At 70.2% G+C, this 15,890-nt stretch carries 14 protein-coding genes; 9 read left to right on the top strand and 5 right to left on the bottom strand.

The window, feature by feature from the left end:
• The first annotated feature begins 56 nt into the window (after positions 1–56).
• A complete protein-coding gene (locus H4281_RS36925; protein ID WP_182895494.1) occupies positions 57–1,832 on the top strand; it encodes a VanW family protein in 1,776 nt (591 codons plus the stop codon).
• On the opposite strand, the gene H4281_RS36920 is transcribed toward H4281_RS36925, so the two are convergent.
• On the bottom strand, positions 1,816–2,493 hold the full coding sequence (locus H4281_RS36920) for a TetR/AcrR family transcriptional regulator C-terminal domain-containing protein (protein WP_182895493.1): 678 nt from the start codon (positions 2,491–2,493) through the stop codon (positions 1,816–1,818). The two genes, H4281_RS36925 and H4281_RS36920, sit on opposite strands and share 17 nt — an antisense overlap.
• Positions 2,494–2,573: 80 nt before the next feature.
• Between H4281_RS36920 and H4281_RS36915 the strand changes: the two genes are divergently transcribed.
• The 5 genes from H4281_RS36915 (at position 2,574) to H4281_RS36895 (ending at position 7,138) form a co-directional block, all read left to right on the top strand.
• Positions 2,574–3,131, top strand: a complete 558-nt coding sequence (locus tag H4281_RS36915; protein ID WP_182895492.1) for an ester cyclase — start codon at positions 2,574–2,576, stop codon at positions 3,129–3,131.
• Positions 3,132–3,173: 42 nt separating this feature from the next.
• A complete protein-coding gene (locus tag H4281_RS36910; RefSeq protein ID WP_067582806.1) occupies positions 3,174–3,944 on the top strand; it encodes an ABC transporter ATP-binding protein in 771 nt (256 codons plus the stop codon).
• Entirely contained in the window at positions 3,920–5,509 is a 1,590-nt protein-coding gene (locus tag H4281_RS36905; protein WP_182895491.1) for a hypothetical protein, read from the top strand. Before H4281_RS36910 ends, H4281_RS36905 begins: the two co-directional genes overlap by 25 nt.
• Before the next feature lie 79 nt (positions 5,510–5,588).
• On the top strand, positions 5,589–5,948 hold the full coding sequence (locus H4281_RS36900) for a YciI family protein (protein WP_182895490.1): 360 nt from the start codon (positions 5,589–5,591) through the stop codon (positions 5,946–5,948).
• A complete protein-coding gene (locus H4281_RS36895; RefSeq protein ID WP_182895489.1) occupies positions 5,945–7,138 on the top strand; it encodes an RNA polymerase sigma factor in 1,194 nt (397 codons plus the stop codon). Before H4281_RS36900 ends, H4281_RS36895 begins: the two co-directional genes overlap by 4 nt.
• Positions 7,139–7,762: 624 nt before the next feature.
• On the opposite strand, the gene H4281_RS36890 is transcribed toward H4281_RS36895, so the two are convergent.
• Positions 7,763–9,115 carry a TrpB-like pyridoxal phosphate-dependent enzyme gene (locus tag H4281_RS36890; protein WP_182895488.1) on the bottom strand — a complete coding sequence of 451 codons (1,353 nt, stop codon included), beginning with the start codon at positions 9,113–9,115 and terminating at the stop codon, positions 7,763–7,765.
• A 208-nt stretch (positions 9,116–9,323) separates the two neighbouring features.
• Here H4281_RS36890 and H4281_RS36885 point away from each other — a divergent pair, with 208 nt between their 5' ends.
• Both H4281_RS36885 and H4281_RS36880 read left to right on the top strand, forming a co-directional pair.
• Positions 9,324–10,103 carry a PIG-L family deacetylase gene (locus H4281_RS36885; protein ID WP_182895487.1) on the top strand — a complete coding sequence of 260 codons (780 nt, stop codon included), beginning with the start codon at positions 9,324–9,326 and terminating at the stop codon, positions 10,101–10,103.
• Positions 10,104–10,297: 194 nt separating this feature from the next.
• Positions 10,298–10,441 (top strand): hypothetical protein, encoded by a 144-nt coding sequence (locus H4281_RS36880; RefSeq protein ID WP_182895486.1) that lies wholly within the window; start codon positions 10,298–10,300, stop codon positions 10,439–10,441.
• Positions 10,442–10,969: 528 nt separating this feature from the next.
• On the opposite strand, the gene H4281_RS36875 is transcribed toward H4281_RS36880, so the two are convergent.
• The 3 genes from H4281_RS36875 to pucD form a co-directional block, all read right to left on the bottom strand.
• The gene (locus H4281_RS36875; RefSeq protein WP_182895485.1) at positions 10,970–11,452 is read right to left on the bottom strand and encodes a (2Fe-2S)-binding protein; all 483 of its coding nucleotides are present in this window, start codon (positions 11,450–11,452) and stop codon (positions 10,970–10,972) included.
• Positions 11,443–12,321 (bottom strand): FAD binding domain-containing protein, encoded by an 879-nt coding sequence (locus tag H4281_RS36870; protein WP_182895484.1) that lies wholly within the window; start codon positions 12,319–12,321, stop codon positions 11,443–11,445. The genes H4281_RS36875 and H4281_RS36870 overlap by 10 nt, the downstream gene beginning before the upstream one ends.
• A gap of 172 nt (positions 12,322–12,493) precedes the next feature.
• Positions 12,494–14,794 (bottom strand): xanthine dehydrogenase subunit D, encoded by a 2,301-nt coding sequence (pucD, locus tag H4281_RS36865; RefSeq protein ID WP_312872250.1) that lies wholly within the window; start codon positions 14,792–14,794, stop codon positions 12,494–12,496.
• An 82-nt stretch (positions 14,795–14,876) separates the two neighbouring features.
• Here pucD and H4281_RS36860 point away from each other — a divergent pair, with 82 nt between their 5' ends.
• Positions 14,877–15,872, top strand: coding sequence for a LacI family DNA-binding transcriptional regulator (locus tag H4281_RS36860; protein ID WP_182895483.1), 996 nt, complete (start codon positions 14,877–14,879; stop codon positions 15,870–15,872).
• Positions 15,873–15,890 lie beyond the last annotated feature (18 nt).

Genomic DNA, 15,890 nt, shown 5'->3' with positions numbered 1-15,890 from the left:
TCCGGCTCGGCCCGTACGCTGTGCCCCTGACCGCAGCGAATCGAAGGGGTCGTGAGGTGCAGTACGAACCGCGCTGGCCGGAAACCGACAGCGACCAGACCGAGGTCCTGCCGGTCGTACCACCGGAGGAACCTCCGTCCCCGCCGCGAAGGCGCGGCTTGCGCAAAGCGGGCTGGATCAGCGGCGGCGTGCTCGGCGTCCTGGTCGTGGCGTACCTCATCGACCTGCTGACCAGCCAGGGCCGGGTGCCGCGCGGCGTCGTCGTGGCCGGCGTGGACGTCGGCGGGCTGGAGCGGCCGGTCGCCGAACGCGAACTGCGCGGCAAGATCGAGCCCCGGCTCACCCAGCCGCTCACCGTCACCGCGGGCAACGCGCACACCAAGCTGTCGCCGACCGAGGCCGGGCTGGGGCTCGACTGGAGCGGCACCCTCGACCAGGCGGGCGACCAGCCGATCAACCCCTTCACCCGGCTCGCGTCGTTCTTCAGCACGCGCGAACTGGGCGTCGTGTCGCACGTCGAGGCCGCGAAGCTCGACCCGGCGCTCGAGGACCTGCGCGGCCGCGTCGACCGGGCGCCCGCCGAGGGCACGATCCGGTTCGACGGCACCACGCCGGTCGCGGTCCCGCCGCAGGTCGGGCAGAAACTGGACGTCGCGGCGGCGCGCGCGAAGGTGCTGAGCGGCTGGGCTTCGGGCAGCGAACTGACGCTTCCGGTCGCGCCGACGCCGGTGCGCACCACCGCCGAAGGCGTTCAGCGCGCGCTCGCCGAGTTCGCCAAGCCCGCGGTGTCCGCGCCGGTCGTCGTCAAGGGCGAAGGCGCGGACGCGACGCTGACGCCGGAGCAGATCGCCGGCGCGCTCACGTTCGTGCCCGGCGACGGCGGCGGCCTCGCGCCGCAGATCGACCCGAAGAAGGTCACCGACGCGCTCGCGCCGCAACTGAAGTCCACCGAGCAGGAGGGCAAGGACGCGGCCATCGCGTTCTCCGGCGGGAAGCCAGTCGTCGAGCCGTCCGCGGACGGCAACACGGTCGACTGGGAGCAGAGCCTCAAGCCGCTGCCGAACACGCTGAAGCAGACCGACACCCGCGAACTGAAAGCGATCTACAAGAAGACGCCCGCGAAGGTCACCACCGAGCAGGCGGACAAGCTGGGCGTCAAGGAAGTCATCGGCGAGTTCACCACCGGCGGGTTCGCCGCCGACTCCGGCACGAACATCCGCGTGGTCGCCGAGAAGGTGAACGGCGCGATCGTCAAGCCGGGAGAAACGTTCAGCCTCAACGGATTCACCGGACCGCGCGGACGTCCGCAGGGCTACGTCGAGGCGGGCGTGATCGAGAACGGCGCGCCTGCCCGCGAGGTCGGCGGCGGCATTTCGCAGTTCGCCACCACGCTGTACAACGCGGCGTACTTCTCCGGGATGAAGGATGCCGGGCACAAGGAGCACAGCTACTACATCAGCCGCTACCCGGCCGCGCGCGAGGCGACGGTGTTCCAGAACCCCAATGGCGCCAGCGTGATCGACCTGAAGTTCACCAACGACTCGGACACCGGGGTCGCGATCCAGACCGTCTGGACGCCGTCGTCGATCACCGTGAAGCTGTGGGGCACCAAGCGGTACACCGTCGAATCGGTCCCCGGCGAACGCACGAACCCGACGCCGCCGCCGACGAAACCGGGTCCGGCGGAGAACTGCCACGCCTCCAACGGCGCGCCCGGTTTCACCGCGAGCGACACCCGGATCCTGCGCGACGCCTCGTCGGGCCGGGAGGTTTCGCGGCACACGCGGTCGGTCCGCTACAACCCGCAGCCGAAGATCACCTGCGGGGAGTAGCGAGTCGCTGCATCGTGGCGGCTACCGCGAGGTCGACAGCGAAGGCGAACTCCGCTTCGTGATCGCATCGCGCCAGCTGCGGCGCGGACTCGACCACGGCGGGAAGCTCGGTCTGCTCCAATTCGGCGCGGCGGTGGGCGATTCCGGCTTCGTCGGTGACGCCGAACGCCGGGCCCGCACCGGCCTCGCGCAGGAGCGAGCCGACGACGACGGCCAGGAGCGAGCGCAGCAGGTGCACTGCCTCTTCGGGTGACGCGCCTGCCTTGCGCAGCACGGAAAGCACCGCCTCGACCGGGGCGAGCGCGGCGATCGACGGCAACTGCCTGGTGAGGACCAGCGCGGCGGCCTGCGGGTGCGCTCGCGTTGCCGTCCGGAACGACTGGGCGATCGCGCGGAGGTCCGCTTCGGGCTGCCCGGTCGGTTCCGGCAGGTCGATCCCGCCCAGGACGTGTCCGGCGACGGCGTCGAGCAAGGCTTCTTTGCCGTCGATGTGGTGGTAGAGGCTCTTCGCGTCCACGCCGAGCCGCTGCGCGACGGTCCGCATGCTCACCGCTGCCGCTCCGTCGGCGTCGACTACTTCCAGCGCGGCCGTCAGGATCGCCTCCCGCGACAGCCTGGCGTCTCCCTTGCGCGGGCGTCCCCGGCGGGTCGTGGTGTTCACGGCTCCATCATGGCGCACTTGCGGTTAACCCACACCGTGGATTAAATTGCGGTTCCGCTCTCCTTGACTTGGAGGACCCCGTGGACCCGTCGGCGATTCCCGCGCCCGAAGTGCTGCGTGCCCGGCAAAAGCTCGTCCTCGACCACTTCCGCGACGAGGTGCGCCAGGACTGGGACGACGTCCTGGCGACGTTCCCGCACCCGCGCTACGAGATCGTGCCGACGATGACCGTGCACGACGGCGATTCCGCGGTGCGCGGCTACTACGACGAAACGCGCCGCGCTTTTCCCGATCAAGACCACGAAATCATCGCCCTGCGGCACAGTGCGGACGCGGTAATCGTCGAGTTCTGGCTTCTCGGCACGCATCGCGGGCCGCTCGGGAAGATTCCGCCGACCGGACAGCGGTTCCGGGTCCGGATGACGGCGTACTTCCTCTTCGACGCCGGCGAACAGCTGGTGTGCGAACGCATTTACTTCGACACGCTCACCATGCTCCGCCAACTGCTGCGCGCGTACGACGTCCGGAAGCCCACGTCCTGGCCCAAGCTCGTGCGCGCGGTGCGCGGGCTGCTGGCGATGTCCGGGACTCCGGATCCGCGGCTTTCCGACACCACTCCGCCCGCTTTTTGTCGGTGACCCCGCGTACAGTCGTGCGCACACCACGGGAAGGGGGAACCGGTGTCCGACGACGCGGCCATGGGGCTTTACGGACTCACCAAACGGTTCGGGACCACGCTGGCAGTTGACGATGTGCGGCTGGAAGTGCCGCGGGGGTCGTTCTTCGGCCTCGTCGGCCCCAACGGAGCCGGGAAAACGACGTCGCTGTCGATGGCGGTCGGCCTGCTCCGGCCGGACGCAGGCGAAGCGCGCGTGTTCGGCGTGGACGTGTGGCGGGAACCGGAACGGGCGAAAAGCCTGATCGGCGTTCTGCCGGACGGATTGTCCATTCCGGAGCGGCTCACCGGGCGGGAACTGCTGACGTACATGGGCCTGCTGCGCGGGCTCGCGCCGGACACGGTCGCCGAACGCGCGCAGGAATTGCTGGGCGTGCTGGAGCTGACGGACGCCGAGCGCACCCTCGTCATCGACTATTCCGCGGGGATGCGCAAGAAGATCGGCCTCGCGACCGCGTTGCTGCACGGCCCTCGGCTGCTCGTATTGGACGAGCCGTTCGAGGCGGTCGACCCGGTTTCGGCGTCGACGATCCGCACGATCCTGCAGCGGTTCGTCGCCTCTGGCGGCGCGGTCGTGCTCTCGAGCCACGTGATGGCGTTGGTGGAACAGCTGTGCAGCCACGTCGCGGTGATCACGCGCGGCCGCGTCGTCGCCGCGGGCGCGGTGGCGGACGTGCGGGGCGAAGGCACGCTGGAAGACGCGTTCGTGCACATTGTCGGCGGGCGGACCGGCGGAGCGGAGGGGCTGGCGTGGTTGGCGTCCTCGTCCGACTGAAACTGCGGGTCCTGCGCAATTCCCTGCGCGGGCGGCAGATCGCCGGAATGATCGTCGGCGGCATCTTCGGCCTGCTGGCGGCTCTGTTCACCATCGGCATCGCGGTGTTCCCCGTTCCGGAAGCGCGGATCACCGTCGACCTGCTCACCTCGGTCTACGCGGTCTGGATGGCGGGCTGGGTGCTCGCGCCGATCGCGACCGGCGGCGGAGACGACACCCTGCGGCCGGAACACTTCGCGCTGCTGCCGATCCCCCGGCGCAAGCTGGCGATCGGCCTGCTCGCGGCGAGCTTCGTGGGCGTCACGGCGGTAGTGAGCTTGCTGGCGTTCCTCGGCTTGGTGTTCTACGGCCTGCGGTTCGGTGCCGGAGCGGCGTTGGTCGGGCTCGTGTTCACCGTGCTGCAGCTGGCGTTCGTGGTGCTGCTGTACCGCGTGGTGATGGCCGCGCTCGGAGCGCTGCTGACGTCGCGCAAGGGCAAGGAACTGGGCATCATCCTGGTGGCGCTCACCGGGTTGTCCGGCGTCGCGGTGAACTACGTGATGCGAAGCGTCGGCCCGGCGATCGTCAGCGGCCAGATGCCCGGCTTCACGAGTGTCATGCACGCCCTTCCCTCCGGCTGGGGCACGCTCGCGGTACACGCGGCCGGAACCGGCGAGTGGGGCATCGTCGGCGGCCTCTTCGCCGCGCTGCTCGGCGTCGTGGCGGTTCTCATCGTGGTCTGGGGTGCGCTGCTGGCCCGCCAGGTCACCACCCCGTCGTTCCGCGGAGCCTCCCGCACCCGCGCGAAGAGCACCCGCACGCGACGCAGCCTGCTCCCGGCCACTCCGGTCGGCGCCGTGGCACGCAAGGAGCTTTACACCTGGTGGCGAGACGCCCGCCGACGTGTCGCCCTGCTGTCGACGCTGCTGATCGGCTTCGTCATCACCGTCGTGCCAGCCCTGTCCGGCGGTGGCGGCGGACAGTCGGTGATGCTGCCGTATTTCGGTGTCGCGGTGGTGATTTTCGCGTCCATGCAGTCCGGCAACCTGTACGGAATGGACGGCAGTGCCCTGTGGCACACGCTCGTGGTCCCCGGCGCCGAACGCGCCGACATCCGCGGCCGTCAGCTGGCGTGGGCCCTGATCGTCGCGCCCGTGGCCTTGGTGCTGGCCCTGGTCCTGCCCGGCGTCACCGGCGTACCGGGCGCGTACCCATGGGTCCTGGGTCTAGTCCCGGCAACGCTGGGCGCCGGTGCCGGTGTCCTGATGCTCCAATCCGTCTTCCTCGCCTTCCCGCTGCCAGATCAACGCCGCAGCGGCAGCCCTTGGTCGTCCGGCGGGCGGCCCGGGTGCGCCCGAGCCGCCCTGATGCTGGCGTCCACGCTGCTGATCGTGCTCGGCGCGGTGCCGGTCGTGGCGCTGTGCGTCGCCGGGAAGCTGGCTGATCTGCCGGTGCTGCAGTGGCTGGGAATCCCGGCCGGGATCGCGACCGGCATCGCGCTGGCCTGGTGGTGGGGTTCGCTAGCCCAGCAACGACTGGTGACGCGGGGCCCGGAGCTGCTGGCGACCGTCTCCAAAGAACGGTGAAAGTTTTTGCCGAGGTGTCGAATGGCGTCGTGTGCGTTCGTAGCCAAGGCAAGAGACCCCGTCGGGTGAGGAGTTCGCCATGAAGCAGTACCTGCTGGCCGTCCAGGCAGACGAAACGACGCTGGAGACCGGCGACGAGCTGTCCGCCCAGATGGCCCGCACCACCAAGGTCACCGACGACATGAAAGCCGCAGGCGCCTGGGTGTTCGTCGGCGGTTTGCGCCCTTCGCACGCCACCACCGTCGTCCGCCCCGCAAACGGCACCAGCACGATGACCGACGGCCCGTTCGCCGAAACGAAGGAGCAGCTAGGCGGCTTCTGGGTAATCCAATGCGCGGACCTGGACGAAGCCCTGTCCTGGGCGGATAAATGCGCCCAAGCCTGCGGCCGCCCCATCGAAGTACGCCCGTTCGCCGAGGGCCCAGAGGACGTTGCGTGACGCTCGACGCGGTCTATCGAGCCGAGTACGGCCGCTGCGTCGCCACCTTGACCCGCCTCCTCGGCGACATCGGCCTAGCCGAGGAGGCGGTGCAAGACGCCTTCGCCGCCGCCGTCACCGCCTGGGCTGAGTCGCTGCCGGCCAACCCTGGCGCCTGGATCGTGACCACCGCCCGAAACCGCGCGATCGACCGCCTGCGCCGGGAATCCACGCGGGAGGCCCGGCACGCACAGGCCTTGCTCCTGCACCAGCCCGACGAACCAGCCGAGATGGGCCCCGTGCGCGACGACCAGTTGCGGATGATCTTCACCTGCTGTCACCCTGCCCTGTCCCCTCTCGCGCAAACCGCCCTGACCCTGCGCCTGCTGGGCGGTTTGGAAACCGCCGAGATCGCCCGCGCGTACCTGGTCCCGGAACCGACGATCGCCCAACGCATCGTCCGCGCAAAGAAGAAGATCCGCGACGCCGGCATCCCGTACCGAGTCCCCGACGAGGCCGCCCTACCGGACCGGCTGGCCTCCGTCCTCACCGTCCTGTACCTGGTCTTCAACGAGGGTTACACCTCGACATCCGGCCCCTTGGTCCGGACAGACCTGTGCCTGGAAGCCGTCCGCCTGACCCGCGCCCTGGCCGACCTGATGCCCGACGAACCGGAGGTCCAAGGCCTGCTGGCCCTGCTCCTCCTGACCGAAGCCCGCCGCCCAGCCCGCGTCAACGCCTCAGGCGACCTGGTAGTCCTCACCGAACAGGACCGCTCGCTCTGGAACCAAGCCCTGATCGCCGAAGGCCACGCCCTAGTACGGCAATGCCTGCGCCGCGGACAGCCCGGCCCGTACCAGTTGCAAGCCGCGATCAACGCCGTCCATACCGACGGCACCACGACGGATTGGCCACAGGTACTCGCTCTGTACGACCAGCTCCTGGCCCACACCCCGACCGCCGTCGTCGCCCTGAACCGCGCCGTCGCAGTAGCCGAAGTCCACGGCCCGGAACTGGCCCTGGCGCTGGTCGACGAACTGGACCTGCCGGGTTACCACCTGCTGCCCGCCACCCGCGCGGATCTCCTGTCCCGCCTGGGCCGCACCACCGAAGCCGACGCCGCTTATGCCGAGGCGATCGCGTTGGCCACCAACGAGACCGAGCGAACCTTCCTGGAGCGTCGCCGGTCCGGCCTCGCCGGGGATGGCTGAATCTCGCCTCGATTCGCCTCGCCTGGGGTGCCTCGCCGTGCCGCGCCCCGCCTGGGGTGCCGTGCCGTGCCCGCCTGCCACACCTCCCCGGGCACACCTCGCCTGACGCGCCGTGCCGTGCCCCGCCTGGCCGTGCCGTGCCGCGCCCGGTGCGCCTCGCCCCGGCTGGCGCGCCGCGCCCCGCCTGCCACACCTCCCCGGCCACGCCTCGCCCTGCCGTGCCCCGCTCGATGCGCCTCGCCCCGGCTGGCGCGCCGCGCCCCGCCTGCCACACCTCCCCGGCCACGCCTCGCCCTGCCGTGCCCCGCTCGATGCGCCTCGCCCCGACTGGCGCGCCTCACCCGGTGCGCCGCGCCCGCTGCGCCAGCGCCAGTCCGCACCGCCGGATGCGACCCGGCCAGGTTCTCCTGGCCGACCCGCTTGGCCGATCCACCTGGCCTTCCACCGCCGATCCGCTCGTCGAACCCGCCCAGTCCACCGCTCCTCTCCGCCGCCGCCTTCGCTCGACGTGCCCAGCCGAGCCTTTCCAGCCGCCGCCTCTCATCGCACCTTCGCCTGCCAACCAGCGCTCGCCTGCCCGCTGGTCCCCTCGACCTGCTTCCCGCGACCCGCCAGCCACACCCCTCAGGGCAGCGCCGTCAACGATTCCTCCAGTGCCGCGTCCGGAAGTTCGTTGTCCACCATGTCGCCAGCCAGGTACGCGCCGTACGCGGGCAGGTCGAGGTGCGCGTGTCCGCAGAGCGCCGTCAGGATCACCTTTTCTTCGCCAGCCTCCTTGCAGCGCAACGCTTCTTGGATGCACGCGGCCAACGCGTGCGTCGGCTCGGGCGCGGGGATGATGCCTTCCGTGCGGGCGAACTGCACCCCTGCGGCGAAGCATTCCTGCTGGCCGATCGCGAGCGCCTCGATGAGACCCAGTTCGTAGATGTGCGAGATCAGCGGCGACATCCCGTGGTAGCGCAGGCCGCCGGCGTGGATCGGGTCCGGGATGAAGCCGTGGCCGAGCGTGTGCATTTTCAGCAGGGGCGTGAGGCCGGCGGTGTCGCCGAAGTCGTAGGCGTAGCGGCCGCGGGTGAGGGTCGGGCAGGCCGCCGGTTCGACCGCGCGGATCACCGGGTTCATCCGGCCTGCCAGTTTTTCCCGCAGGAACGGGAAAGCGAGCCCGCCGAAGTTGGAACCGCCGCCGGTGCAGCCGACGAGCACGTCCGGGGTGTCGCCGGCCATTTCGAACTGCCGGAGGGCTTCCTCGCCGATCACCGTCTGGTGCAGCAGCACATGGTTGAGCACGCTGCCCAGCGCGTACCGCGCACCCGGATCCGCCGCGGCCTGCTCGACGGCTTCGCTGATCGCGATCCCGAGACTGCCCGTCGACCGCGGGTCCTCCGCCAGGATCGCCCGGCCCGCGGCGGTGCGGTCGGACGGACTCGGGTACACCTGCGCGCCGAAGGTCTCCATCATCAGCTTGCGATAGGGCTTCTGGTCGTACGACGCGCGCACCTGCCAGACCTCGCAGGACAGCCCGAACGTCGCGCACGCGAATGCCAGCGCGCTCCCCCACTGCCCGGCGCCGGTCTCGGTGGTGAGCCGCGTGACGCCCTCGGCCGCGTTGTAGAACGCCTGTGGCACAGCGGTGTTCGGCTTGTGCGAGCCGACCGGGCTGACGCCCTCGTACTTGTAGTAGATCCGGGCCGGGGTCCCGAGCGCCTTCTCCAGCCTGCGGGCGCGGTACAGCGGAGACGGACGCCAGAGCCGGTAGACGTCCCGGACTTCCTCGGGAATGTCGAGGTAGCGCTCGGTGGTGACTTCCTGCTCGATGAGCGCTTGCGGGAACAGCGGAGCCAGGTCCGCCGGCCCGACGGGCTCGCGGGTTCCCGGGTGCAGCGGCGGAGGCGGCGGCTCGGGAAGGTCCGGCACCACGTTGTACCACTGCGCCGGGAGATCGGCCTCGTCCAGAATGTATTTCGTCCGTTCTGCCATGACGCCTCCTCGGTCGGCGGACCCCAACGTAAGCCGGGCGGCGGGCGAAGCCAAGCGCCGGAGAGCGCGAGGGGACCCCTCGCGCCGATAAAGCAGCAGGTCCACCCGTGTGGGCGACCTGTCCACAATGGAGGGTGTGGCTGATTCCCCGGAGGCTGTTTCCGGCGGGCGCCGGTTTTTGTCGGCGGGTGCCGGTAGGTTCGTTGGCATGGCGACATTGGTGACGTTCCACGCCCACCCGGACGACGAGGCGATCATGACCGGCGGCGTGATGCGCAAGGCGGCCGACGAAGGGCACCGGGTGGTGCTCGTGGTGGCCACGCGCGGAGAAAAAGGCGAGATCCCCGAGGGCCTGCTCGACGACGGCGAGCAGCTCGCGGACCGCCGCGTGCAGGAGACGCGGGCGGCGGCCGAGGTGCTGGGCGTCTCGCGAGTGGAGTTCTTGGGATACCAGGACTCCGGGATGATGGGCGACCCTTCCAACGACGGCCCGGACACGTTCTGGAGCGCGCCGGTCGAGGAAGCAGCGAAGCGGCTGGCGGCGATCCTGCGCGAGGAGTCGGCCGACGTGCTCACGGTCTACGACGACTTCGGCGTCTACGGCCACCCGGACCACATCCAGGTCCACCGAGTCGGCATGCGCGCTGCCGAACTCGCGGGCACGCCGCGGGTCTACCAGGGCTCGGCGAACCGCGACCAGATTCGCCGAGCCGCCGAAGCCGCGCGAGCAGCGGGCGAGGAAGGCGGCCCGGACGAGGAGATGATCGTCGGCAAGCCGGAAGCCGAGCTGACCGCCGAGGTGGACGTGACGGCATACCTGAAGACGAAGCGGGCGGCGATGCGCGCGCATCGGAGCCAGATCAGCGAGGAGTCGTTCTTCCTGGCGCTGCCGGACGACAAGTTCGGCGAGGCGTTCGGGACGGAATGGTTCATCCGGGAAGGACAGGGGCCGGGGGTGACGGAAACGGATCTGATGAAAGGCCTCTGACCGGGCCGGGTGAGCCTTAGGGCGGAGGGGTTCCGACGCGGGCTCGGGATCGGTTCGGGCAACCGCCGAGCGCGGGTTGCCGCCGCGACCGGCGGGCTCGCGACCGGCTCGGCGCAGCGCCGGATGCAGGTTGCCGCCGCGAACCGCGAGCCCAAGACACGCACGGGCCGAGCCTGCGAGCGCGGATCACCGGCATGAACGCAAGATCGGTCCGGGCAACCGCCGAGCGCGGGGTCGCCGCCGCGACCGGCGGGCTCGCGACCGGCTCGGCGCAGCGCCGGATGCAGGTTGCCGCCGCGAACCGTGAGCTGGAGCAGGCGAGTTGCGGGGGCGGATAACCGGCACCAGCCCGAGAGCGGTACGAGCAAGCCATCGGACGCGGGTCGCCGCCACGAGCTGCGCGCCTGAGACAAGCGCGAGCCAAGCCTGCGGGCACGGGATACCGGGCGGGGCCCAGGGTCGGCTCGGGCGAGCCGTCCGACGCGGGTTGCCGCTGCGAACCGCGGACCCGAGGCAAGCGCGGGGTCGAGCCGCGGGCGCGGGTTACCGTCGCGAGCCCAAGAGCGGCTCGGGCGCACCCATGTATCGAGCCGCTTTGGCTGAGGCGGGAGCTGCCGAGACGTCGGGCAACGCGGTTCGGAGGTTCAGAATGGACCGTCGTGGTCGGTGCCGTAAGCGGTGAGCGTCCGCTGGCTGGGCGGAAGTGGCCGCCCAGCCTGAGCGGCGATCCACGGGTGCCGCCGAACTGGGCTTCCGGGCACAGCCAGGTGCACGGAGGCTGTGGGTCCTAGCGGAGTTGACTCGGCCGCCCCGGCGTATTCCACGGTCCTCCGCAGAACCGGCGAGCGACGAGGCGCCCGCAAGTATCAGGCGGGACCCGCGGCCTCCCCTGCCCGGGCCGAGGCCAAGCGGACCGCGTCGAGGATTTTCTCGTAGCCTGTGCAGCGGCAGAGGTTCCCCGCCAATGCCTCGCGGATCTCCGGATCCGAGGGGGCATCCACCCGGTGCACCAGGTCGTGCGCGGCGACGATCAACCCTGGTGTGCAGAAGCCGCACTGGACGGCACCGGCGTCTACGAAGGCTTGTTGTACTGCGTCCAGCTGCTCGCCGGACGCGAGGCCTTCTACTGTGCGGACGTTTCTGCCTTCGGCTTGACCTGCGGCGACCAGGCACGAACACACTGGGGTACCGTCTAAATACACTGTGCACGAACCGCATTCGCCTTGTTCGCAGGCGTTTTTCGAGCCCGGCAAACCCAGCTGGTCACGCAGCACGAACAGGAGGCTCTGCCCCTCCCACACCTCGTCGACGGTGCGCGGTTCGTCATTGACCGTGAGGTTCAGGCGCATTTCGGCTGCCCGCCTTTCCGATAGTCTTCCCAGGCCCAGCTCAACGTCCGGCGGGCCAGTACGGCGATCGCGTGGATGCGGTAGTCGGCGCTGCCCCGGACGTCGTCGATGGGGGACGCGGCGCTCGCCGCCAGTTCGCCGAAGCGGTATACGACTGAGGCTGGCAATGCGGTACGGGATGTCCATGCCTCGGAGAGGGCGTCGCGGAGGAAGTCTTCGGCGGCGGTCGCTCGGCGAGGGGTCGGGGCGGCCGAACCGACAGCGGCGCCTATCCAGCCGGTTTCCGGGGCCAGGCCCAGGGCGAATGAGCACACTGCGATGACCATCGCGTTGCGGGTGCCGACCTTCGCGAACTGTTGCGGGCCGGTCGCCACCGGGAGGTGGATGGCGGCGATCAGCTCGTCGGGGGCCAGTGCGTTGCGTTTGACGCCTTGGTAGAAGTCCGTCGCCGGGATCAGCCGGGTGCCGCGGACCGAAGCGACCTCGATCGTCGCGTCGCAGGCCAGGAGCATGGGGTGGGTGTCGCCAGCGGGCGAGGCCGCGCCCAGGTTTCCGCCGACGGTGCCTCGGTTGCGGATTTGCGGGGAGCCGACCGTGCGGCTCGCCATCGCCAGGCCGGGGAGGCGGGTGCCTAGTTCGGTGATGACGCGCGTGTACGACACGCCTGCGCCCAGGCGGATCCGGCCGTCATTCTCGGTCCATTCGGCCAGGTCCTCGATGCGGGTGAGGTCCAGCAGGGCGGCCGGGCGGCGGTGGTCGAAGTTGAGTTCGACCAGGACGTCGGTGCCGCCTGCCAGGGGGACGGCGTCCGGGCGCTCGGACTTGACGGCCAGGGCTTCGGCCCAGGTCGCGGGGGTCAGGAAATCCACGGGGCACCTCCGGGAGGCGGCTGCCGGTCAGGGACGGATAGGAGAGGCAGAGGGGCGCGGGCGAGCGGATCTGGCGAGAAGCGGGAGGAAGGCTGGCGCAAGCAGTACCGGGGAAAGACCCGGCGGACCGTTGCCTGCGAGGTGGCCGGCCAGCGCGCAAGAGCCGGCGCGCTCACGAAGCAGCACGTCCCCGGGCCAGCGCGATGTCGTCCGGGCGGAGGGGAGCGTTCGGCAGGGGCAGGCCGGTCGCGGAGCGGAGGGCGTTCAGGATCGCGGGGGTCGACGACAGGGTCGGCGGCTCCCCCACGCCGTTCAAACCGTAGGGCGAGTCCGGGTGCGGGAATTCGAACAGGCTGATCGGCATCGGCGGGACGTCCAGCACGGTCGGGATCAGGTAGTCCGTGAAGGACGGGTTCCGCACCCGGCCCTCGCGGTCGACCAGGATTTCCTCCATCAAAGCCAAACCAAGGCCTTGCACGCTGCCGCCCTCGATTTGGCCTTCGACGGCCAGCGGGTTCATCGCCTTGCCGACGTCTTGCGCGGTCGCCAGTTCGACCACCTTCACCAAACCGAGTTCGACATCCACGTCGACGACGGCTCGGTGGGCGGCGAAGGCGAACGCGATGTGGGCGTTGCCCTGGCCGGTTTCCGGGTCGATGCCTTGGGTCGGGCGGTGGTGGTATTCGAAAGTGTGCGTAAGCGTGTCCGAACCCACCAGGTCGGCGATGGAGCACAGCGGACGTCCGGCGCTGTCCAGGACCTGGTCGTTGCCCAAGGAAAAGCCAGAACCGCGGCGCAGGAGTTCCCGGGCGATCTGGCGGCAGGCGCCTTGCACCGCGCCGGTCGACATCCACGTCATGCGGGAAGCGGACGCGGAACCCGCGTCGCCGATGTGAGTATCGGCGGGGAGGACGACTACCCGCGAGACGCCCAGTTCTGTGCTCGCCACCTGTGCCTGCACCGTGGTGACGCCTTGTCCGCATTCCGCGGCCGCGGTGTGCACCGAGACCACCGGGGCGCCGTTCACCACGGCCAAGGTGACTCGGGCCGTCGAAATGTCGTCGACGCCTCCTGAGTAGCCGATCGCTTTCACCCCGACCGCGTAGCCGACTCCGCGACGCACCCCCTCGCCGTGCGTCGTGTTGGCGGCTCCGCCGGGCAGGGAAAGCAAATCAGCAGCGCCGGCCGGCGGCAGCGGACGATCGCGGAGGGCTTGCAGCAGTTCCGCGACGGGGGCCGGGCCGTCGACGGCTTGTCCGGTGGGCAGGACGGTGCCCGTGGTCATGGCGTTGCGGAGGCGCAACTCCATCGGGTCCATGCCTAGTTCGTGCGCGAGTTTGTCCATATTGGACTCACAGCCGTAGGCCGATTGGACGGCGCCGAAACCGCGCATCGCTCCGCAGGGCGGGTTGTTGGTGAATACCGCCAGTCCGTCGATTTCGGCGTTGGGGACGTCGTATGCGCCGGTGACGAAATAGCAGGCGTTGGCGATGACGACCGGTGAAGTCGACGTGTAAGCGCCGCCGTCCAGAACCAGGCGGGCTTTGACGTAGACCAGGCGGCCGTCCTTGGTGGCTCCGTGTTCGTAGCGCATCTTGGCCGGGTGGCGGTGCACATGGCCGAAGAAGGATTCGTAGCGGTTGTAGGACATTTTGACCGGACGGCCGAGTCGCAAGGCAAGCATGCACGCGTGCACGTGGACGGAGAGGTCTTCCCGTCCGCCGAACGCGCCGCCGACGCCCGCCAGGGTCAGCCGCACTTTTTCTGGCGGCAGGCCTAGGCACGGGGCGAGTTGTTCCAGGTCCTTGTGCAGCCATTGCGAGGAAACGCAGAGCTCGACGCCGCCGTCCTCGGAAGGAATCGCCAGTCCGGATTCCGGGCCGAGGAAAGCCTGGTCTTGCATGCCGACCTCGTACTCGCCGGTGACCACGACGTCCGCTTCGCCGCGGGCGCGCGCCATGTCGCCGTGGCGGATTTTCACGTGCCGGACCAGGTTTCCGTCCGGATGAACGGGACGGACGCCCTCGTCCAGGACCGTCATCGGGTCGGTGACCGGGTCGAGCGGTTCGTAGTCGACGATGATCAGTTTCGCCGCCTGCCGGGCGGTCTCCGGATCGTCGGCGGCGACCAGCGCCACCGGTTCGCCGTGGTAGCGGACCTCGTCGACGGCGAGGACCGGCTGGTCGGCGGATTTCATCCCGTACGTTTTCGCGCCGGGCACGTCCTCGTGGGTGAGCACGGCGTGCACGCCTGGCTGGGCGAGCGCCTTGCTCGTGTCGATGGACCGGATCCGCGCGGCCGCGTAGGGGCTGCGCAGCGTGGTCGCCCAGACCATGCCCGCGAGCCACAGATCCGACGAATAGGCGAACCTGCCGGTCACCTTGGCGACGCCGTCCGGACGGAGGGCGCTTTCGCCTACCCCGGCGGCTTTCCCGGTTTCCGCGGCGTGTACCAGCGAGTCCACATTGACCACCAGCTTTCCTGCGTTGCCGACCGCACGGATTCAACACGTGTAGATCGGGACTGTCAACGGCTCTTCGGGTATCGTCTGGCGCATGCAGCGGGTCACCCGGGACGATGTCGCACGGCTGGCGGGCACCTCGCCTGCCGTGGTCAGTTACGTGCTCAACAACGGCCCGCGTCCGGTCGCGCCCGCCACACGAGCACGGGTCGAGCAGGCGATCGCCGAGCTCGGATACCGGCCGAATCTCGTCGCGCGGGCGTTGCGGTCCACGCGCAGCAACGTGCTCGGGCTGGTCGTGCCGGACAGCAGCGAGGGCTACTTCACCCAGCTCACCCATGCGGTCGAGCGGGCCGCGTTCGCTCGCGGATCCCTTGTGCTCTTGGGGAATTCGGCGTTCTCCCGGGAGCAGGAGCTGCGGTACGCCGAATCGCTGGCGAACATGCGCGTGGACGGCCTGCTGCTGGTCCGCGCCGAGATCGCCGGCGCGGCGGCGACCCACTCCGCCTTGGACGTTCCGGTCGTCTACCTGCATCACCACGCCCCGGCCGGTACCGTCGCGCCGTCCGTCGTGCTGGACAACAAGGCGGGCGGGCGGCTGACCACCGAACACCTGCTCGGGCACGGCTACCGGGAGATCGGCTGCCTCACCGGAACCGCGCGGTCCGGGCCGGTGGCCGATCGGGCCCGAGGCTGGACCGAGGCGATGCGGGCCGCCAAGCGGAGTGCGGGCAACGTCGTCCGCACCGGTCTCGATCGGCATGCCGCGCGGGCGGATATCCGGCGGTGGTTGCGGTCGCCGGAGCGGCCGCGCGCGATCATGGCGACAGCGGACGGGCTGGCGCTCGACACGCTCACCGTGGCAGCAGAACTCGGCTTGCGGGTGCCGAAAGACCTTGCGGTGATCGGCTTCGGCGGTACCGACGCCGCCGTGCACAGCTGGCCCGCGCTGTCCACCGCCGGGCATTCCTTCGACGATTTCGCCGATGCCGCGGTGTCCACTCTGGACCAGCTCCGAGCGGACACTCAGCCGGAAGACCGCGTCCTCGACGTCCGCCTGACCGCGCGCGCCAGCTGCGGGTGCGACTGAACCCGCAGCCGGCGCGGC

Source organism: Amycolatopsis dendrobii, from assembly GCF_014145675.1.
Lineage (GTDB): Bacteria > Actinomycetota > Actinomycetes > Mycobacteriales > Pseudonocardiaceae > Amycolatopsis > Amycolatopsis dendrobii.
This window is presented reverse-complemented; position numbering and strand designations above follow the sequence as displayed.

Bases quoted from the DNA above. Each gene is read 5' to 3' on its own strand.
- H4281_RS36900 (WP_182895490.1), top strand. From the start codon at position 5,589: ATGAAGCAGTACCTGCTGGCCGTCCAGGCAGACGAAACGACGCTGGAG.
- H4281_RS36890 (WP_182895488.1), bottom strand. From the start codon at position 9,115: ATGGCAGAACGGACGAAATACATTCTGGACGAGGCCGATCTCCCGGCG.
- H4281_RS36885 (WP_182895487.1), top strand. From the start codon at position 9,324: ATGGCGACATTGGTGACGTTCCACGCCCACCCGGACGACGAGGCGATC.
- H4281_RS36880 (WP_182895486.1), top strand. From the start codon at position 10,298: ATGAACGCAAGATCGGTCCGGGCAACCGCCGAGCGCGGGGTCGCCGCC.
- H4281_RS36875 (WP_182895485.1), bottom strand. From the start codon at position 11,452: ATGCGCCTGAACCTCACGGTCAATGACGAACCGCGCACCGTCGACGAG.
- H4281_RS36860 (WP_182895483.1), top strand. From the start codon at position 14,877: ATGCAGCGGGTCACCCGGGACGATGTCGCACGGCTGGCGGGCACCTCG.